The sequence below is a fragment of the Acidobacteriota bacterium genome (genome assembly GCA_016208495.1).
Lineage (GTDB): Bacteria > Acidobacteriota > Blastocatellia > Chloracidobacteriales > Chloracidobacteriaceae > JACQXX01.
Window position 1 is genome coordinate 47,110 of sequence record JACQXX010000003.1, and the last position, 19,436, is coordinate 66,545.

Sequence of the window (19,436 nt, forward strand, 5' to 3'; positions counted from 1 at the left end):
GTACCACTCCCCAAATTCTCTGGTTGTCACGTTAAGGGCCGATTTGGATATGCCACTTTTATTTGTCCAGCAAGCCAATGGAATGAATTATGAAGTTGCCGTGCAGAAAGTGCGCACCACGATTGGGCGTTCTTCGCGCAATGATATTTGCTTGAATGATCCATTTGCTTCGCGCGTTCATGCCGAAGTTCGTCGGGAAAACGAGAGCTTTTTCATTACTGATATGGGAAGTGCCAACGGGACCTACCATAATGGAATTCGAATGTCTGGAACGTTGCCGCTTCTGATCGGAGATATCATTCGAATTGGGGAAACACAGATTCACTTTCGTGAGTCGGACTCAACCGGGTCCTACAGTGCCAATATTCTGCTTTCAGATGCCGATTGGACAACGGCCCCCGAAGCGACAATCATGGGGCGGAGCGGCGCCAACAAGAAAGACAGCTTGTTGACATCGGTGATTAGCGAAATGGCGGGCCGGGACAGGCTCAGTGACAAAACCGGAATTCTGACACCTCAACTCGGAGTGCTCGACAAGCAGCGCGATTTGCTGGCAGTGGTCAGCAAAGTGGTTGAAACGTTGCTCTCAGAACGGTCACTGGACGAAACCCTCAAGTTGATTTTGGATCTGGTCTTTGATGCTGTGGCTGCTGAGCGAGGGTACATCTTTCTCACCAGTCCAACCGGTGAATTGTTGCTTAAAGCCGCCCGGACAAAGACTGGAAATACTGACCAACTGGTCAATGAGGAAGTAAAAATCAGTCGGTCAATTATTGACACGGTACTCAGCGAATGTACCTCGGTGTTAACCTCAGATGCTCAGCAGGATCCACGGTTTTCACAGCGAAATTCGATTATGCTCAGTAACATCCGGTCAATTATGGCGGTTCCGCTTGCGCATACCGGCGATGAAGTGTTGGGGATGATTTATGTGGATTCGCATTACGGAACCAGCCGGTTTAGCCAGGAAGATCTGGGCGTTATCACCACGATTGCCCGCGTGTCAGCCATTAAGATTGATAATGTCCGGTTGATGGAAGAACAACTGGAAAAACGGCGGATTGACGAAGAGTTAAAGGTGGCCAGTGAAATCCAGTTGAGTTTGCATCCAGCCCGCCAGCCCAAAATTGATGGCTATGACGTGATGGGCATCAGCTTCCCGTGCCGTGAAATTGGTGGCGATTACTATGATTTTATTCAATGTCGTGACCGAAACTGGATTGTTGCGGTGGGAGATGTCTCCGGAAAGGGAATTGGTGCGGCATTAATGATGTCAAGCCTGCACGCTTCACTCCGGGCTCAGGCCCAGACCGGACGCCCGGTGGAAGATATTGTGTCGGAGGTCAACGCCTACATCACGGAAAATTCACCGGAAAACAAGTTCCTGACCCTGTTTTGTGGTGAACTGTGCCCACCGACCGGCACCATGACCTATGCCAGTGCCGGGCACAATGCCGCGCTCCTGGTTCGTGCGGACAAGTCGGTTGAAGAACTCGGTGCCACAGGGCTCCCGGCTGGGATTACGGTTGATTTTCCCTATGAATCCGAACAGATTGTGATTGATCCAGGGGATATTTTGGTGATTTACAGTGACGGAGTGACCGAAGGCGTCAATGAACACGATGAATTGTTTGGTGAGCAACGGCTGATAGAAGTGATTCGACGCCATAATCACGCCAATGCTTCCCAGCTTCGTGACCGGATTGATGAAGCACTCAGCCATTTTGTCGGCAAAGAACCCCAGGCTGATGACATGACACTGGTGGTTCTGAAACGACTCAGGTAAACGGAGGATTGAGGCTTGGAAGATAAACTTGTCAATGATGACTATGATAGTCCCTGGAAAGAAGCCCTGGATGAATATTTTAAGGACTTCCTGGAGCTGTTGTTTCCGATGGTTCACGATGGGATAAATTGGGACATTGCTCCTCAACCACGCGACAAAGAATTCCAGAAAGTGACGGCTACCGCCAAACTGGGGCGACAAATTGCCGATAAACTCAAAGAAGTCCAAACCCACGAAGGTGAAACCCGGTGGGTGCTGATCCATGTCGAGGTTCAAGGCCAGTGGGAAGCTGATTTTCCCAGGCGGATCTTTCGGTTTGACGCCCGGCTGTTTGACGAATTTGAAAAACACATTGTGAGCCTGGTCGTGCTGGGAGACCCAAACCCGGACTGGGTGCCAAAAGCCTTTGGATGGTCTTTTTGGGGCTATGAAATGGGAGTTCGGTTTCCCATTGTGAAATTGATCAATCTGAATATTGAGGGCCTGGAGCAGAGCCAGAACCGGTTTGCTCCAATTGTGTTGGCCCACCTCAAAACGATGACCACCAAACACGAACCCCAAACCCGGCGTGAATGGAAGTTTCGGATTGTTCGGTCACTCTATGAAAAAGGGTATGCGGCGGAGGATGTGCGAAAACTCTTTCGGCTGATAGACTGGTTTATGTATTTGCCACAGGATTTGGAGCAAGGATTTCAGAAGGACCTGGAAGAATATGAGGAGGAACATCATATGCCTTATGTGACGACTATCGAACGTATGGCCGAAGCCCGAGGAAAAGCCGAAGGAAAAGCCGAAGGACGAGTCGAGTCAAAAATTGAAATGATTCTACTGACGCTCAAGGCACGCTTTGGCGAAATTTCTCCTGCCGTCATCAAAAAGATCCAGACAATTCAAAATGACGATCTCTTAAACACCCATCAGTTAAATGCCATTATGGCTCAAAGTCTGGAGGATTTTGTGGTTAAGTTGGAGACTTCGGTTGAGTGACTGGTGACTGGCACCAAGCCCTAAGCCCTGAGCCCTTTCTTCATCCCTCATCCTTCATCCCTCATCTCTTCAATTGCCCCAAGGGAGCGTTAAAAAATAAGTTCCTGGGGCGCGTTCTGCCACGTCCAGGTTTTGGTCTTGCACCGCGAAGCGTTGCCGTTCGGATAGCCGGTCGGTTGGCCGCTTTGGGCCTACCACCGGATCCAACGGCCACCCCTGTTGTTCCTCGCTTCGCCCGGGCCCCTGCGGGGCGCGGGCGAAGCGAGGAGCCGCAACCACCGGCTATCCGAACGGCAGCCTTTCAGGATGCTCAATCCAAATGCCTGATTCCCAAAAGAAAACGGGAAGTTGATTTTTTACAGTCCCTAAGCCCCCATAAGCGCCAGGATAAGGAAATGAGAGCCTGTTTGAGACAAGGAGCTGGGGAGACAGGGAGACAAGGAGACAAGGAGATCCTCCGACTGACGTTGAGAGCGGGAGAATATTTTTTCTCCTTGTCCCCTTTGTCCGCTTGTCCCCTTGTCCAGATCGGGCTCTGTTTCCTTATCCTGGCGCTTATGCCCCAAGCCCCAACATATTACCAGCCAGTTGCAAATAACCGCATCGCGCCCTTCATCCCACATTTCTGATAGGTGTTATAGGCTTTTGCCGCCCGGCTTCGAATCGCCTCACCTGATTCAGTTGCAATCCATCCATCAATCCCAGCTTTCAATACATAGGCTTCGGGTGCCATCAGTCCAGTTGTCCACAGGAGTGGCTGGGCACCGGTTTGTTTCAACGGGTCTGAAAAATACTTCTGACTGATACAGGCCAGAATGATCACCTCCCGTTTTGACTGGTCCTGGCGCTGAGGAATCGCATCAAGTTGAAAATCCATCAGGCCATCGTGGCCAACATAGGCCAGCAAGTGGGACGAGCCTCCGGCATAAACTGGTGACGACCCACCAGGAATAGCAATCGTCTCTGTCCCACCTCCTGCCGCAAAGCGCAAAAGATCAAGCGTACACTGTTTGATTTCGCGGCCTTGATAGGCATCTGCAACCAGGAACACTGGTTTCGTCCGATGCTGAAAAATCACCCGCTCAAGCACACCGGGTTTCGGCGTCTGAATTTCGGAAACCACCTTCCATTCCTGGGCTCTCTTCAAATGGGTTTTGACCCCAAATTCACAGCCCCAGTACAAATTATGTGGTGGATCGTCGCCATTTCCGATTCTGGCAGGAACGGGAACAATTCCTTGATACTGGTTATCGCACAGTGCAACCAGAACGTGGATCACACGACCTGGATTTAAATGTTGCTGGCTGGGAGGTTCAACGGTTTGGGGAGCTGACACCACAGGAGGAAGGGAAGGATGTTGTGATTGATCATTGGTAGAGGCTCGACATCCAGCAAACATTGCAACCAAGATCAACGCCATGGTTCTGGATTTCAAACCGAATACTGAAATTTGTGTAAATGGAAACACAACAAACATGGGTACGGTTCGTTTCACCTATGCCCCAAAGTTAAACTTCATCAAAGATTTCAAACTTAGGGATTTTTCTTTTTAAGAGATCAAGTAACTCGGAAACTTGGTTAGGATTTGCTAATGATGTGATTGGTATCCAGTTACAGAGGTTTGGACCTTGAAAGAGAAGAAATCCATCTTTGAACTGAACCACCTTTGAGAACACTCCCCAGTGAAGGGTACTGTTCTGTATTTCAGACCAACCATGAAAACCATCTTCAGAAAATTCGATGGTCAAACGATCATTGCGATATGGAGAAGAAACAAATCTCCACCGAATAATCTTTTCTTCAATCAACCTCTGAAAAGAGGCAAGGAAGAGAAATGGCAATAAAACAATACAAAGTTGGGGCTTACCCAGACGAAAAAACATGATTGATGGAAAAGCTAAAATTAATAAAAACAAAAGAGATATCAAAAAAGAGGTTTTTATACCCAATATTCGCTTCTGTTGACGATATCTTCGGTTGGCCTCAATCAGAAAATCATCTGAAAAAGTAAATGATGCTTTGATCATTAAACACCTCCTTTCACTCAGCTAACAGTAAAACACAGTTTTTTGATTCCAAAGAGACTTTTGGAGAAGATTGGGTGAAGGGAAAAAGAAAAACGTAGGTTTAGTTTCTCTCTTTCTACCCTCTAAGAGATTGTTTGGAAATTCTTGGAATCTCCGTAAGGTATTGATTTAAAAGAAAATTGTTCTTGAACCCGCGAAGCGGGTGGCTGGCTCGTAGCCCCGGATGGAGCGCAGCGGAGTCCGGGGAACCGAGCCCCTCCTGGTTCAAACCTGCGAAGCGGGTGTCGGCCAGCGTGTCGAAGACTGCCGGCGCCCCCTTCGGAGGCTCAATTCGGAACGTCATGTGGTCCCAGGGTTCGAAGACTCACCCTGGGCTACGAGCCTTCCACCCGCTTCGCAGGTTCAAACACTGAATTTCCAAACAGTCTCTAAGAGACTGTTTGGAAATTCGGGGTTCGATTTCGCTGCCGAGCCGGGATGTGCGTTGAGCCCAGTCCTTCAGGGCTGGAAACCATCCAAATCGCCGCACCTTGCCCCTCATTCATCCTCACCCTCAGGTTCCCGGCCCTGAAGGACCGGTCTCAACTCAACCATTCCTCCGGAACGAAAACCCGTGCCCTGGCTTTGGTGAATTTCCAAACAGTCTCTAATCTTCAATCTAAACCATTCTTCCAACCACAGAGCTAGCCGCATTCAGTGCTTCAGGAAGTTTTGAAGCATCGCGTCCGCCAGCTTCGGCCAGGTCGGGTTTACCGCCACCGCCACCACCGACAATCGCGGCCAGCTCTTTGACGATTTTGCCGGCTTGCAGGCGTTTGGTCAGGTCATCAGCCACCCGGACCAGCAGGGCAACTTTGTCGCCTTCCCGTTTGCCGAGCACCACAACACCCTGACCAAGTTTTTGAACCAGCGAGTCTGCCAGGCTGCGCATGCCGGATTTGTCGAGGTCTTCGACTTCGTGGGAGAGGACCTTGATACCACCGACTTCGCGCGCCTCAGCCAGTGCGTTGACGGCGCTCAGGTTGGCGAGTTTGAGTTTGAGTGATTCGATTTCACGTTCTGCCGTTCGAAGCGACACTTGCAGTTTCTCAACCTGGGCGGGAATTTCGGTCGTGGCCGATTTCAGTGTTCCGGCGACCTGATCAAGCACAGCTTCTTCCTGTTGATACCGGGCAAATGCCGCCTCACCGGTGACGGCAATCATCCGGCGGGTGCCAGAAGCAATGGATGCGTCACTCACGATTTTGAGCAGTCCGATATCGCCGGTGGCATTGACGTGCGTTCCGCCACAGAGTTCTTTCGAGAACCCTGGGACTTCGACCACTCGCACCCGGCTGCCATATTTTTCGCCAAACAGGGCCATGGCGCCGCCTTCGATGGCTGCATCGAGGTCCATTTCGATTTTCGAGACCCCGGTATTGCGTCGGATTTCATTGTTGACCAGTCGCTCAATTTCAGTGATTTCTTCCTGGGTGAGTGGTGCAAAATGGGTGAAATCAAACCGGAGCCGGTCTGGCGCGACTTCGCTTCCAGCCTGTTTGACGTGCGGCCCAAGCACTTCCTTCAACGCCGCGTGCAACAGGTGCGTTGCCGAGTGGTTGAGGACGATTCGCTGGCGCCGCTGCGCGTCAACCGTGGCCGAAACCAGGTCTCCGACTTTGAACTCACCGGTTTCAATCGTGACTTTATGCGCCGTCAGGCCCGAAACTGGGGCGTAGGTATTACTGACCCGAGCCGTTGCCGAAATGCTTTCAATCAATCCGGTATCGCCAACCTGACCGCCAGACTCGGCGTAAAACGGCGTCCGTTCAAGGATGATTTCGCCAGTTTCGCCTGCCTTCAAAACGTCAACCACCTGGTCTTCGCGAATCAATCCCCGGATTTTGGTTTCCGCCAGCGCTGTGCCTTCATAGCCAGTAAAGACCGTTGGAATGCCATTGTGGACTGATTGATAGACTTCTTTGACCTGGGCCAGGACACCTTTCCAGCTCTCGCGGTCGGCTTTTTTTCGGCCTTCCAGAATGGCTTCATATTCTTCGACATCAACCGTCATCTTGTTTTGTTCGGCAATGAAGACGGTCATATCAATTGGCAGGCCGTAGGTGTCATAGAGTGTGAAGGCGTCCTGGCCAGAGACAACCCCATTTTCACTCCGCGCAAAGATTTCATTCAGCTTTTTCGTGCCGTTGTTCAGGGTTGAGCTAAATAGTTTCTCTTCGGTCAGGGTTGCGCGTTCAACTTCATTGGCCTGCGTTCTTAATTCAGGGAAGGCGCCGGCCATGTGGTCAATCACAAAGTTGGTGACCTTGTAGAGAAACAAATCTTCCATCCCGAGCCGCCGTCCGTGCCAGATGGCTCGACGCATAATTTTGCGGAGCACATAGTTGCGGCCCTTATTCCCAGGATAAATTCCGTCAGCCAGTGCAAAGGCTGTGGTTCGGGCATGATCAGAAATCACCCGCATTGATACATGGTCGTCTTCCATGTCATAGGCATAGTCTTTTCCCGCCAGGCTGGCAATGAAATCAATAATGGGTCGAATCAGGTCGGTTTCGTAGTTGGATGGCTTGCCCTGGATGACGGCTGCCACCCGTTCCAACCCGGCACCAGTATCAACCGATGGTTTCGGCAGCGGGGTCAGGGTTCCATCGGCTGACCGTTCATACTGCATAAAGACCAGATTCCAGATTTCCATGGTGGTGTCGCCGTGGCCGTTGACATATTCCGGCAAATTGTCAGCCATATCTTCACCCTGGAAATAGTGAATTTCCGAGCAGGGGCCACAGGGCCCGATGTCGCCCATTTGCCAGAAGTTATCTTTTTTCCCAAATCGCAAAATTCGATTTGTCGGCGCGCCGACTTTGCGCCAGAGTTCAATCGCTTCGTCGTCATCTTCATACACGGTGAACCACAGCCGTTCGAGCGGGAGGCCAAATTCCTTCAGGAGCAGGTCCCAGGCAAAGACGATGGCTTCTTCTTTGAAATAATCGCCAAAGGAGAAATTTCCCAGCATTTCAAAAAAGGTATGGTGACGGGCGGTTTTTCCGACTTCTTCCAGGTCGTTATGTTTGCCACCGGCTCGAATACACTTTTGGGAGGTTGTCGCGCGGGAATAGTCACGCGTTTCACGGCCAGTGAAGACATCTTTAAACTGATTCATCCCGGCGTTGGTGAAAAGGAGTGTGTCGTCGGGCGGCATCAGCGAAGAGCTTTTCACAATCCGGTGGCCATGTTTGGCAAAGTAATCCAGAAATTTTTGGCGAATTTCGTGTCCTGTCATTTGAGTTCCTGAGAAAAGGGTTAAGGTGAAATAGTTCGGTACAGTGACTGCCCGTGGATAACAAGGACTGAAAGGACTGAAAGGACAAAAAAGAAGGAATGAATCGAGTCCCGTCTTTTTTGTCCTTTCCGCACCAACTGCACCGGAGCGTGTTCAGCAAGGTTGTCAAATTTCTTCCAAGATTTTATTGCGGCGGGTTTGATACTCGTCTTCAGTGATCAAGCCCTTGTTCTTTAAGTTGAGCAGTTTTTCCAGTCGGGCTTCAATGTCATCTACTGGTGCTGCTGCGCCCGGCGGTGGCTGCTGCGGGTAGCCCGGTGGTGGTGGATACCCTGGCGGTGGATAGCCTGGGTACTGAGGTGGTGGTGGTGCCATACGACCAGCCATGGCCTGCCCCATCCCAATGCCCATGCCAAGTCCAAGCCCTTCGCCAGCACCGCCAGGATTGTTGGCGGCATCGCGCAGGGCCTGGGCGGTCTGGAATTGCATATAGGCGTTCATATCACCCAGGGCGCGCATTCCGGCGCCTTCGTCAATTCGTTTTTGGACTTCTTCGGGCAGGGTAATCGCCCCAACGGTCAAATCAACCAGTTCCATGCCTTGCTTGGCAAAGTCATCGGCGGCGCGGCCTTTGGTGCCGGCGGCGATTTCGTTGTAGAGCGAGGCCAGTTTAAAGACCGAATTGAAATTTTCACCAAGCAAATCAGACAACTGCTGGACGATCAGGTCGCGCAGGAAGTCTTCAACCTGTTCCGTTGTAACCCGGCCACGGGTGCCAACCACCGTGGCTGAAAACAGTTGTGGATCAACCACGCGGAGCGAGTATTTCCCAAACGCCCGCAGGTTAATCGGTCCAAGCTGTGGATCCTGGAGCAAAATTGGGGCTTTCGTCCCCCACTTCAAATCCTGGAACGTCTGACGCCCAATAAACAAGACCGAAGCCTGAAACGGGGAATTGCCGCCAAAAAAGAGCCCTGGAAGTGACGAAATCAGCGGCAGATTCATCGTTGATAGGGTGTGTCTTCCTGGTCCAAAGGTATCGAGTGCCCGACCATCCCGAAAAAAGACGGCTGTCTGATTTTCCTGGACAATCAATTGCGATCCCCAGGTGATGTTGGTTGAACCTTGTGGTGGATACCGGTGCACCAGCGCGCGGCCTGAATTGTCGAAAAACTGAATTACTTCTGGCATGTGAATCACCTTGTTGAATGAAGAATTGTCCGTACCACCCTGCGTCAGCGGGTGGCAATTCGGTCAGCTTTCCTTAGACTGTGTTGATCTTATTGTAGCGTTCGGTGAATTTGGCATCGAGCGCGTCAATATTTTTCTCAAGCGCGGCGGCGGCGGCTTTCAACGTGGCGGCTTCACCCGCCTGGGCCGCCACCACATTGGCGTCTGCCTCGATAATTTCCGCCAGATCCAGCAAGGTCAGGTCAAACTGGTAGATTTGATCAAGTTCAAAATCGTCAATTTTCACTGCATCAAAGAATCCAGAATAGCCATAGGTCGCAAACCGAATCCGATTTTCCATTTTGTCGAGCTTTTTCAAAATTCGATCCAGCGGGCCAACTTCAAACAGCCGGCCATTATCGCTCAAGTCCCGCAACACATTGTTGGGAATGGTTTTAATATGGCGCAACCGGTCAGCCACCTGTTCGCGCAGTACTTTGTCAATTTCACGCCGGCGGTCACGATCCAGATAATCTCCCAGACCAGGGATTTTATCGGCCAATCGTTCAAGCCAGTTTTTTCGGCTGTTGACGTTAAACATCAGCAGGTCTCCTGTTTGGAATAGAATGAAGAATGAAGAATTTGAGAATGAAGAATAAAGAATTGGGAATGAACCCTCTCGTTTTCTTTAGCCCCGAGCTTGCGAGTTTTCAGCCCCAAGCCCTGAGCCCTAAAATCAGGGCTGAAGACATCGGGCTGAAGAAACCGGACTTGGGGCTGAAGACGTTGGGTTGAAGAATTGGTTTCATTTCATCCCTCATCCTTCATCCCTCATCCTTTCAATCGCCCTGAGCCCGATGTCTTTTCAGTCTCTGGGTTCAACAAAAGCAGTTTGAATCAATTTGATCATTTTGAGGCCATCTTCACCATTGGCGTAATAACGGGGTTTGGCCTCAGCAATGGTGTAGCCTAGAGTACAATAAAGTCGGTACGCTGTCAGATTTGAAACCCGGACTTCAAGGTACACCAGATGTGCTCCCTGGAACGCAAAACCAAGTTCAGCTTGCTGAATCAGCCATCGTCCATAGCCCTGGCAACGCGCCTCGGGAGCAACGCCAACCGCCACGATATGACCGCCAACCGGAGCGCCATAGGTCGGAGTCCGGTCAACCAGGCCCAGTAAAAACCCTTTCATCTCGCCGCAATGATCAACCACTTTAAAAGAAACCGAGTCTGAACTCGACAACAGCATGCGGATGGTGCTCAAGTCATAGGCTTCGCCATCTTCAAAACAGCGCTGATCAAGTGCCCAGCAGGCATACAGATCACACAATGTCATTGGAAAAATTGCGGGTTGTAAGGCTGCAACCATAACAAATGTGATGGGGAAATAGTTGAAAAATGGGTTGGCGTGAAAGACTGAAAATCCTGCATCTCCCGAGCACGCGGCTTTCGGCGTTTTGGGCGCCATCGCGTTGCAAGGAGTTCGGCTTTCAAAAGCCGCTCTGGGAGAAACCGTCCTCGTGATCGGGCTCGGGCTGATCGGCCAGATCACCTTTTCAACACAGGTTCAGGCCGTAAACGATCTGTCTCAATTCAACCGCCGCTACGGCGGCGAAAACTCTGTAACCAATTATTCTTCGAAATCCTGAACCCTGAACCCTGAACCCTGAACCCTGAACCCTGAACCCTGAACCCTGAACCCTGAACCCTGAACCCCAAATGGTATTTCCTATGACCACATCACCTGTTCGAGTCCGCTTTGCCCCTTCGCCGACTGGATATCTCCACATTGGTGGAGCGCGAACCGCACTCTTTAACTGGCTCTTTGCCCGCAAATTTGGCGGGACGTTTATTTTGCGAATTGAAGACACCGACCTCGAACGATCAACCCCGGACGCCATCGAAGCCATTTTTGATGGATTAAACTGGCTGGGGCTGCAGTGGGATGAAGGTCCGTTCTACCAGACGCAAAGCCTTGAGAATCATCGCGTAGCAGCGCAAACCCTGGTAGCGTCCGGGCATGCCTACAAGTCGTATGAAACCAAGGACGAACTCGATGCCATGCGCAAGGCCGCCGAAGAAGCCAAAGTCGCTTTTAAATACAATGGCGCCCACCGCGAATTGACCCCCGAGCAACAGGCCGCGTTCGAAGCCGAAGGCCGGCCCTTTGTGATTCGGTTCAAAGTCCCGCAGGATGGCGGGGCCGTGGCGTTTGAAGATCTTGTCTACGGCAGACAGGAAAAACACCATGCTGACATCGAAGACTTTGTGATTATGCGGTCTGACGGAACACCGCTCTATCTGCTCAGCAATATGGTTGATGATGCTGACCAGGGCGTGACGCATGTCATTCGTGGCCAGGATGGGCTGTCAAATACACCGAAACAGGTGCTGCTCTATCAGGCGCTTGGCAAACCAGTGCCGAAATTTGCCCATCTCCCGCTCATTTTGGATCCCAAACGGGCCAAAATCGGGAAGCGCAAACACGGCAACGTGGTGACGGTGCGCTATTACCAGGAACGCGGGTTCATTCCGGATGCCTTTTTGAATTTTCTGGCGCTTCTGGGCTGGTCAACGGGTGATGACCGCGAAATTCTGTCGCTCGATGACATGCGCGAGATGTTTACCTTCGAACGCGTCAGCCATACGAATGCTGTTTTTAATCTCAATACCACCGACCCACGGATTGGCACCGATCCGAAAGCCTTGTGGATGAATGCCGAATACATCAAAACCTGGCCGCTTGAAAAATTGCTTCCGCTGGTGCGTGAACAACTTGAAAAAGCCGGGTTGTGGCAGGACAGCTATGCCGGAGACCAGGCAGAATGGTTTGCCAAAACGGTTGACCTGCTGCGGGCCCGCTTCCGGGTGCTGACCGATTTTGTGACGCTTGGCAAACCGTATTTTGCTGATGAATTTGAATTTGACCCAGATGCCGTCAAGAAAAACCTCAAAGATGCTGCACTCAAAGAATTGCTGCCTGGGCTGGCTGACACATTCGAGACCTTGACTGAATTTTCGCACGGCACGGTTGAAGCCGCGCTTCGGGCCTTTGCCGAAGAAAAAGGTGTCAAAGCCGGACTGCTCATCAACGGTTCACGAACCGCAGTTTCCGGTCAATCGGTTGGTCCAAGCCTGTTTGAACTGCTGGTGACCGTTGGTCAGGAACGAACCTGTCGGCGATTAAGAGCGATTGTGGATCAGATTGCCTGAGCGAAAAAGGATAGAAGATAAACTGGTCGCGTGGCCACTTTGCAAAGGTGGCCACGCGATATTTTTTTGGAGTCCACAGGGCAAATCCATTGCAAATTCAAGCACAACCAGCCAGAGTTTAAGCCACGGTTCATCAAAGAATCCCAGGCCATTTCTCTTTCGGAAACCCCAAAAATCTATGCTGAAAAACAAACTGGTGATCTGGTTCGCCACCGGGTGGTGGTTGTGTGTCATGGTGGCTGGGAATTACGTGACTGCTCAGGAATCACAGGCTTTACCAGAGCGTGAAAATCAGGTGCCACAAGCCTGGGTGGATCATCAACTGCGACCATTTCGCAAACTTGGGCCACTCCAACCGCCTGGAGTCTTTCCTTCTGTTTTTGAACGCTGGCGGATTTCGCCGCAACCCCAAATCAGGGCTGAACTCACGTCGCCTGTTCGAGTGAGCCAAAATCTGGTGCCGTCAGACCGTGGTTCACAAGCTGAAACCCAGGCGGAACCACACCTGGCGGTCAACCCAATCAATCCAACCAATCTGGTTGCCAGCTATCAGGACAGCCGGTTTGCCAATGGTGGCGCCGTGGCGTTGACCTATGCGACCAGTTTTGATGGTGGTCAGACATGGGTGGAAAGTGTGGTGCCCGCATTAAGTCGGGTCAATGGCGGACCGTGGGATCGAGCCAGTGACCCGTGGGTGGCATTTGGATCTGATAATCGTGTATATCTGGTCAGTTTGGTATTTCAAGAGCGGTCTCCAGAGAATGCCCTTGCTGTGAGCGCTTCGACTGATGGCGGGTTAACCTGGGGAAATCCCGTCACCGTGGTGCAGTCCATTGATGACTTTAATGACAAGGAAACCATTACTGTTGACACCAGCCCAGCCAGTCCATTTCGAGGAACTGTTTATGTCACCTGGGATGCCAATGTGTTTGGTTCTGACGGAACCACGATTCGCCAGGAACTGGTTCTATCTCGTTCGACCGATGAGGGCCGAACCTGGAGCGACCCAATCAAGATTCGGCGTAAAGGGGCCAATGTTGGTGTGATTCCCAGAGTTGGACCAGATGGAAGCCTGTATACCGTGTGGGCGGGCGGCTCGATTCAGGGGAACCGGATCTGGCTTTTTTTCTCAAAGAGTATGGACGGCGGGCGAACCTGGTCGAAACCTAAAAAATTGCAGGAAATTACCAATCGAGGTATTGCTGGTGCCCGCACAGGCGAGTTCTTACCATCTTTCGATGTAGACCCGACCTCAGGAGAATTGTTTATTGGGTGGCAGGATGCCCGCTGGACCGGCGTTGATCAGGCCACGATCATTACCTCTCGCGATAAAGGCGAGACCTGGACCCTGCCCCGACGAGTCAGTGCTGTCACCGATGACGCTCCCTGTTTTACGGTTTCAGTCGCAACCAGCCCCACTGGTGAAGTTGCCGTAAGCTATTACAGCTTTGCCAATGATCCGGAACGACGCTTTTTGACTGACCTGTTTCTTCAGGTTTCAACCGATGGCGGAAAGACGTTTGGGGCGCCACAACAAGTAACCCCAGCTTCGTTTGATTTGCGATTTGCCGCCCAGGCACGAGGGTTCTTTCTTGGAGATTACATAGGTCTGGCTGGATCAAGTGCCGGCTTTCACTTGCTGTGGGTTGGGACTGACCTGCCATCAGCCGTTGACAACTTTCGCCGTCAGCCAGATGTGTTTTTTGCCACGGTTCCATAAACCTGTACTGACCGCACAATTTCAGAAGAAGAAACCACGAAATACACGAACTACACGAAAAAAGACCTTCTTGCTTCAGGGAAGAAAAAAAGGCGTCACCACACTGGTGACGCCCGAAAACCTGACACCATGACACCGTGACAGGTAAGACAAATTTGCTGGTCGTCAGTCATTGATAAGTCAGTAGTCAGTAGATAAAACCTGGGTTGTTGAATCCGTGGAATTCTTGAAAAGAATTGTTCGTAACTGATTCAAATAGAACCAAATCCGCTTGACAGAGAACTCAATTCCCCAATACTCAGCTACTGACTACTGACTACTGACTACTGACTACTGACTACTGACTACTGACTACTGACTACTGACTACTGACTACCATTATTCACCAAGTGCCTCATTGATAAGTGCTTCAAAGGCTGGCACAAGATCGCTGGCGTATTGTTTGAGATAGTCCCGCACCCGTCCTTCATCAGCTCCAGCTTTCAGAAGTTCAATCACGTCAACCAGATCTTTGCGCCGTCTGGCAGTAAGTTTCATATAAATCAGCACTTCAATCGGAACAACCGCCAATCCTTCGCTCATGGGAGGGTGATCCAATACGGCTTCCAGTTGGTGTCCAAGCGAAGTCGGTGAAAGATAGTCAATCCGAATGCCCCCTACTTCAATCGGAACACCAGCTTTGAAGGCAACCAGTATCCCCTGATGGTCAAAAGCTTCTTCTCCAACCAGAAAATCAACATCAGTTGTGGCTCGAATATATCCGTGAGCCCCAACGGCAAGCCCGCCTGCCAGTGCGTGACGAATGCCAAGATAATTCAACTGGGCCGATGTCTTGAGGGCTGCTTCACGAACCTGGGGCGATACAAAGCGAAATACATCTTTAAGGTCCATAAGGTGTATTGGGCGACGGGAAATTTGAGCGTAGGAGAGATGCATAGCTCAATATAGCCTTCTTTCCACTGAATTTGAATGAGGGAAAAGTATAGCGCTCCCAGGAATTCTTTACCTGAAAAGCCATCCTTCACCAAATTTCACATCCTTCACCGCGAACCATCGGTTGATTGGCCTGGCATCCAAATGCTTTGGCAAAGGCTGGCATGTTGGAAAGTGGGCCATTGATGCGGAATTTGGCGGGTGGGTGTTCGTCAGTGCTGACTTGCAACCGGAGGAATTCCGGACGGGAATTGGCTCGCCAAACCTGAGCCCATCCGAGGAAAAACCGTTGTTCGGGGGTAAATCCATCAATGTCTTTGGGGCGTGGTTTGCCAGCCAGTGACTTCTGGAAAGCGTTATAAGCCAGATTCAGCCCACCCAGGTCGGCAATACTTTCGCCGAGTACCAGTTGGCCATTTACATTCACGCCTTTTTCGACTTCATAAGTTGAGAATTGCTTTTCAATGCACCCGGCACGGGCCACAAAGCTGGTTTCGTCAGCTTTGGTCCACCAGTCTTTCAGATTGCCTTCTTTGTCAAACTGACGTCCAGAGTCATCAAACCCGTGAATGATTTCGTGTCCAATCACGGCGCCGATTCCTCCGTAATTGATTGCATCATCGGCATTTGCGTCAAAGAACGGTGGCTGCAGAATCCCGGCCATGAACACAATTTCGTTGAAGAGTGGGTTGTAATAGGCGTTGACTTCCTGTGGTGGTGAAAACCATTCGGTTTTATCAATCGGTTTGCCGATTTTGGCCAGATCCCGTTTGTATTCAAATTGATTGGCCGCCATCACGTTGGCCGCATAGGAGTTGCGGGTAATGGTGAGGGAAGAGAAATCACGCCATTTGTCAGGGTATCCAATTTTCGGAGTAATTGTGGCAAGTTTTTCCTGGGCTTGCTTCTTAGTCTCCGGGCTCATCCAGCTCAACGTATCAATCCGGTCGCTCAAGGCACCTGAGATATTTTTCAGGATTTCCCTGACTCGCTTTTTGGATTCCGCACTGAAGTGTTTCCGAACAAATTCCTGACCGACCGCTTCACCAAGATACTTGTGGGTCGCACTGACGATTTTGATCCAGCGGGGTTGCTGTTCTTTGGCACCGCTCAGGTATTTGCTGTTGAACTCAAAATTCTGGTCCACAAATTTGGCCGACAGGTACGCTGCTGTGCTGTCAACCAGTTGCCACCGAAGATAGGTCTTCCAGTCATTGATGGAAATGTCGGTCATAAAGCCGTTGACCGCTTTCATAAATTCCGGCTGCGCGACATTGACCTGGGTGAACTTGGGCGGGTTGACGACCTGGAAAAAGTGCGTCCATTTGATTGATGGCGTGAGTTTTTGGAATTCTTCCTGGGTCATCAGGTGATAGACCGCGTTCGGGTCACGCAATTGCACTGGCGTCATGGATTTTTCGGCCAGTTTGGTTTCAATTGCCAGGATGGTTTTGGCTTTTTCGGTGGTGGATGCCGGGTCTTCACCGATCAATTCCAGCATTTTGGCGACGTGTTTGACATACTCTTCGCGGGTTTTGACCGATTTTTCGTCGGTTTTGATGTAGTACTCCCGATTTGGCAGTCCCAATCCGCTTTGATTCACGCCAGCAATGACCTTGCTGCTGTCCTTGAGGTCTACGTCTGAGCCGAATTTAAAGGGTGTGGTCACTCCAATCGTCTGAAAGTGGGCAAAGGTTGTGAGCAACTCATCAGCATTGCGAATTCCATCAATTCGCTTTAATTCTGGCTGGAGCGGCTTGATGCCGGCGGCCTCGATTTTGTCGAGGTCCATGCCTGACGCATAAAAGTCACCGATTTGCTGCTCCGTGCTGCCTTTGGCCGCTTTGGGATTGGCGGCAGCCTGTTCCAGGATCGTGCGCATTCGATCCTGGTTTTGTTTATGGACTTCGTTAAAGGTGTCCCAGGCCGGGTAGGCACCTGGAATCGGGGTTTTTGCCATCCAGCCGCCATTGGCAAACTGGTTGAAATCTTCGCAGGGTTTGCATTTGGTATCCAGATTGGCTGGATCAAAGCCCGGATTGGTCGGGGCTTTGGGGTGATTGGCCAGGGTCGTATATGGACCGGCCAGGAAACTCAGGGCGAGTGCTCCAACGAACAACTTTTGGACGAACAGACGCATGGGTGATGATACCTCAAGATGAATTCAATTCCGGTTTTTGAATCCGGTTGTGATCGGAATGATTTGCAGGGTGAACGCAGACGCCGAAAAAAGAAAAATGGCCCGGAACAGCGTGTGCTGTCTGGCGGTGCGTTCGATTTGGATTTTGGATTGGTTTGAGCCTGTGAATGCCCCCCTTAACGAAGTAATCCGGGGTTTGGTTCGTTCAGAACCTTCAAAAAGATGAAAAACAGCACTCCTCTCATTTTTCTCACCGCATTGACCCTTTTTCCAGCTTTTTCCTGTTTACCTCAATAAGAGCCATTCCACAGTTTTGACCCAATTCTTAAAAGCAGTTGAGAGAATGATTTTTGTTGAGCCTTCAAGCGTTTGCTTGAATAAAGAGGCGATTGTTTTTATGACACACCTGAACCCTCAGTCACCAGGATTGCAATTGCGCCCATATCTTTTGAGTGCGCTGCTATTTGCGCTTTCCTACCCGTCATTTCCGTGGGTTCGCCTCGAAATTCTGGCCTGGATCTGGATGGTGCCGATGTTGCTGGCGCTGAGGTCGGTGGAGTCGTTCTGGCGGTTTACTCTCCTGGCTGGAATAACCATGATGAGTGGCTGGGCTTGTGCCATGTCCTGGCTGGCCTGGGGAAGTACCGCTGGTGCGATGGCGATTGTGTTTCTGGTGAGTGTGGTAACGACGGTGCCATTTGCCGCTTTTTTTGTGATCCAGAAAGTACTTGGCCGACGATGGGCGCTCCTGACGTTGCCTGTGGTTTGGACAGCCTGGGAATGGTGCTATCAAAACATTGACGGGATGGTTGCCTGGCCAGGAATTGCCGTCACCCAGCACAAACTGACCTGGTTGATTCAGTACATTGATATCACTGGAATGTGGGGAATTGTCTTCTGGCTGGTATTGCTCAATATATTGATTGTGATGGCGGTTGAAACCAGGGGACAGGGGACAGGGGACAGGGGACAGGATTGGAAAACCAGAGGACAGGGGACAGGGGACAGGGGACAGGGGCGGAATAAGTCAGAGTCGAATTCAATTTCTTCACTCTCAATTCTTCATTCTTCATTCTCAATTCTCAATTCTTCATTCATTCAGCGATTGGTTTTGATCGCGGTCGTGATGTTTGGCCTGCCGCTGCTTTATGCCGCTTTTATTTTTTCCCAGGTGGACCAGTCGGCTGGAGGTCAGTCAATCCGAGTGATGGCGGTTCAGCCAAATATTGATCCCTGGCAGAAATCGTCGCCTGAAATTCGTCAAAAAGTCGTGGGCAGTATTGTGAATCAGACCAATGAAGCACTGAATATCAGACCTGAAAAGCCAGATCTGATTGTCTGGCCGGAAGTTGCGATTCCCGTGCCGCTTCTGCAGGACGAGCTTGCCCGGGAATTTGTCTTCCGCAATGTAACGCGATGGAATATCCCGGTGGTGACTGGCACGATTGATGCCCGAAAAAATACTGAGCCGGCGGCTGTGTCTTCAACCGGGCTGGAAAACTCGAAGAAAAAGCCTGAGTTGTACAATGCTGCAGTGTTTTTGGCGCCGCTGCAGACTGAATCCGGAACCCGGTTAATTCGTCCATCTGAGCCGTACCATAAACGCAAGTTGATGCCTTTTGCCGAAGAAGTGCCCTATTCAAAGCACTTTCCGGGTCTTTCCAGTCTGGCAGTTGAGCTGAATTGGAATCAGACATTCACACGTGGTAATGGATTGACCTTGTTTTCCGTTCAACAGGGCCCAGGACAGGTCGTCAAAGTTGCCGCGCCGATTTGTTATGAACATTTTTACCCGTCACTGATCGCGGAGTTTGTCCGAAACGGCGCCCAGGTCATCACACTGCTCAGTAACGATGCCTGGTTTTCAAAATCGCACGGTGAATACCAGATTGCGGCGTTCACGACGCTGAGAGCGATTGAAACCCGTCGGTCAATTGTTCGCTGCACCAACACCGGTCTGACCTGTTTTATTGATCCATTTGGGCGAGTGTACCGGGATATTCCCTGGTGGCAGGAAGATTCAGTTACGGGTGACGTCGCCCTTTCTTCTCGGATGAGCCTGTATGTTCGTTTTCCAGATGCTTTTCCAAAAATTTGTTTCTGTGGGGTGGTGGTTTTGGGGATTGTCGCCGGGCTAAACCGGGTGAGGTTCCCAAAAAATTGATCGTGTGAGAGTG

Annotated in this window: 15 protein-coding genes; 7 read left to right on the forward strand and 8 right to left on the reverse strand. The window is 50.9% G+C overall.

Annotated features, from left to right (window positions below; genetic code table 11):
- Window positions 1-49 precede the first annotated feature (49 nt).
- Complete coding sequence (locus tag HY774_00460) at window positions 50-1,786, forward strand: SpoIIE family protein phosphatase (protein ID MBI4746931.1); 1,737 nt, start codon at window positions 50-52, stop codon at window positions 1,784-1,786.
- A gap of 15 nt (window positions 1,787-1,801) precedes the next feature.
- A complete protein-coding gene (locus HY774_00465) occupies window positions 1,802-2,773 on the forward strand; it encodes a hypothetical protein (protein MBI4746932.1) in 972 nt (323 codons plus the stop codon).
- A gap of 577 nt (window positions 2,774-3,350) precedes the next feature.
- On the opposite strand, the gene HY774_00470 is transcribed toward HY774_00465, so the two are convergent.
- From HY774_00470 to HY774_00490, 5 genes are all read right to left on the reverse strand, one after another.
- The gene (locus tag HY774_00470; GenBank protein ID MBI4746933.1) at window positions 3,351-4,031 is read right to left on the reverse strand and encodes a hypothetical protein; all 681 of its coding nucleotides are present in this window, start codon (window positions 4,029-4,031) and stop codon (window positions 3,351-3,353) included.
- Window positions 4,032-4,281: 250 nt separating this feature from the next.
- Complete coding sequence (locus HY774_00475) at window positions 4,282-4,800, reverse strand: YcxB family protein (GenBank protein MBI4746934.1); 519 nt, start codon at window positions 4,798-4,800, stop codon at window positions 4,282-4,284.
- A gap of 658 nt (window positions 4,801-5,458) precedes the next feature.
- The gene (gene alaS, locus HY774_00480) at window positions 5,459-8,080 is read right to left on the reverse strand and encodes an alanine--tRNA ligase (protein ID MBI4746935.1); all 2,622 of its coding nucleotides are present in this window, start codon (window positions 8,078-8,080) and stop codon (window positions 5,459-5,461) included.
- Window positions 8,081-8,245: 165 nt separating this feature from the next.
- Window positions 8,246-9,271 carry an SPFH domain-containing protein gene (locus HY774_00485; GenBank protein MBI4746936.1) on the reverse strand — a complete coding sequence of 342 codons (1,026 nt, stop codon included), beginning with the start codon at window positions 9,269-9,271 and terminating at the stop codon, window positions 8,246-8,248.
- Between the two features lie 73 nt (window positions 9,272-9,344).
- On the reverse strand, window positions 9,345-9,851 hold the full coding sequence (locus HY774_00490; protein MBI4746937.1) for a hypothetical protein: 507 nt from the start codon (window positions 9,849-9,851) through the stop codon (window positions 9,345-9,347).
- A 47-nt stretch (window positions 9,852-9,898) separates the two neighbouring features.
- Between HY774_00490 and HY774_00495 the strand changes: the two genes are divergently transcribed.
- Window positions 9,899-10,045: a hypothetical protein gene (locus tag HY774_00495; GenBank protein ID MBI4746938.1), complete on the forward strand. Its 147-nt coding sequence runs from the start codon at window positions 9,899-9,901 to the stop codon at window positions 10,043-10,045.
- 70 nt (window positions 10,046-10,115) lie between these two features.
- Here the strand turns inward: HY774_00495 and HY774_00500 are convergent, their stop codons facing one another.
- Window positions 10,116-10,589, reverse strand: coding sequence for a GNAT family N-acetyltransferase (locus HY774_00500; GenBank protein MBI4746939.1), 474 nt, complete (start codon window positions 10,587-10,589; stop codon window positions 10,116-10,118).
- Between the two features lie 121 nt (window positions 10,590-10,710).
- On the opposite strand from HY774_00500, the gene HY774_00505 reads away from it, so the two are divergent.
- The 3 genes from HY774_00505 to HY774_00515 all read left to right on the forward strand — a co-directional run bounded on the left by HY774_00505 (window position 10,711) and on the right by HY774_00515 (window position 14,186).
- Window positions 10,711-10,902: a hypothetical protein gene (locus HY774_00505; protein ID MBI4746940.1), complete on the forward strand. Its 192-nt coding sequence runs from the start codon at window positions 10,711-10,713 to the stop codon at window positions 10,900-10,902.
- An 82-nt stretch (window positions 10,903-10,984) separates the two neighbouring features.
- Complete coding sequence (locus HY774_00510) at window positions 10,985-12,466, forward strand: glutamate--tRNA ligase (GenBank protein ID MBI4746941.1); 1,482 nt, start codon at window positions 10,985-10,987, stop codon at window positions 12,464-12,466.
- Between the two features lie 178 nt (window positions 12,467-12,644).
- Window positions 12,645-14,186, forward strand: coding sequence for an exo-alpha-sialidase (locus HY774_00515; GenBank protein ID MBI4746942.1), 1,542 nt, complete (start codon window positions 12,645-12,647; stop codon window positions 14,184-14,186).
- Window positions 14,187-14,564: 378 nt separating this feature from the next.
- Here the strand turns inward: HY774_00515 and HY774_00520 are convergent, their stop codons facing one another.
- Both HY774_00520 and HY774_00525 read right to left on the reverse strand, forming a co-directional pair.
- Window positions 14,565-15,077: a hypothetical protein gene (locus HY774_00520; protein ID MBI4746943.1), complete on the reverse strand. Its 513-nt coding sequence runs from the start codon at window positions 15,075-15,077 to the stop codon at window positions 14,565-14,567.
- A 130-nt stretch (window positions 15,078-15,207) separates the two neighbouring features.
- Window positions 15,208-17,259 carry a M13 family metallopeptidase gene (locus HY774_00525; GenBank protein ID MBI4746944.1) on the reverse strand — a complete coding sequence of 684 codons (2,052 nt, stop codon included), beginning with the start codon at window positions 17,257-17,259 and terminating at the stop codon, window positions 15,208-15,210.
- A 397-nt stretch (window positions 17,260-17,656) separates the two neighbouring features.
- Here HY774_00525 and lnt point away from each other — a divergent pair, with 397 nt between their 5' ends.
- The gene (gene lnt / locus HY774_00530; protein ID MBI4746945.1) at window positions 17,657-19,423 is read left to right on the forward strand and encodes an apolipoprotein N-acyltransferase; all 1,767 of its coding nucleotides are present in this window, start codon (window positions 17,657-17,659) and stop codon (window positions 19,421-19,423) included.
- Window positions 19,424-19,436 lie beyond the last annotated feature (13 nt).

Excerpts from the sequence above, each read along its gene's own strand:
- HY774_00525 (MBI4746944.1), bottom strand. The coding sequence starts at position 17,259 with ATGCGTCTGTTCGTCCAAAAGTTGTTCGTTGGAGCACTCGCCCTGAGT.
- HY774_00515 (MBI4746942.1), top strand. The coding sequence starts at position 12,645 with ATGCTGAAAAACAAACTGGTGATCTGGTTCGCCACCGGGTGGTGGTTG.
- HY774_00460 (MBI4746931.1), top strand. The coding sequence starts at position 50 with ATGCCACTTTTATTTGTCCAGCAAGCCAATGGAATGAATTATGAAGTT.
- HY774_00490 (MBI4746937.1), bottom strand. The coding sequence starts at position 9,851 with ATGTTTAACGTCAACAGCCGAAAAAACTGGCTTGAACGATTGGCCGAT.
- HY774_00510 (MBI4746941.1), top strand. The coding sequence starts at position 10,985 with ATGACCACATCACCTGTTCGAGTCCGCTTTGCCCCTTCGCCGACTGGA.
- HY774_00475 (MBI4746934.1), bottom strand. The coding sequence starts at position 4,800 with ATGATCAAAGCATCATTTACTTTTTCAGATGATTTTCTGATTGAGGCC.
- lnt (MBI4746945.1), top strand. The coding sequence starts at position 17,657 with ATGACACACCTGAACCCTCAGTCACCAGGATTGCAATTGCGCCCATAT.
- HY774_00495 (MBI4746938.1), top strand. The coding sequence starts at position 9,899 with ATGAAGAATAAAGAATTGGGAATGAACCCTCTCGTTTTCTTTAGCCCC.
- alaS (MBI4746935.1), bottom strand. The coding sequence starts at position 8,080 with ATGACAGGACACGAAATTCGCCAAAAATTTCTGGATTACTTTGCCAAA.
- HY774_00485 (MBI4746936.1), bottom strand. The coding sequence starts at position 9,271 with ATGCCAGAAGTAATTCAGTTTTTCGACAATTCAGGCCGCGCGCTGGTG.
- HY774_00520 (MBI4746943.1), bottom strand. The coding sequence starts at position 15,077 with ATGGACCTTAAAGATGTATTTCGCTTTGTATCGCCCCAGGTTCGTGAA.
- HY774_00500 (MBI4746939.1), bottom strand. The coding sequence starts at position 10,589 with ATGACATTGTGTGATCTGTATGCCTGCTGGGCACTTGATCAGCGCTGT.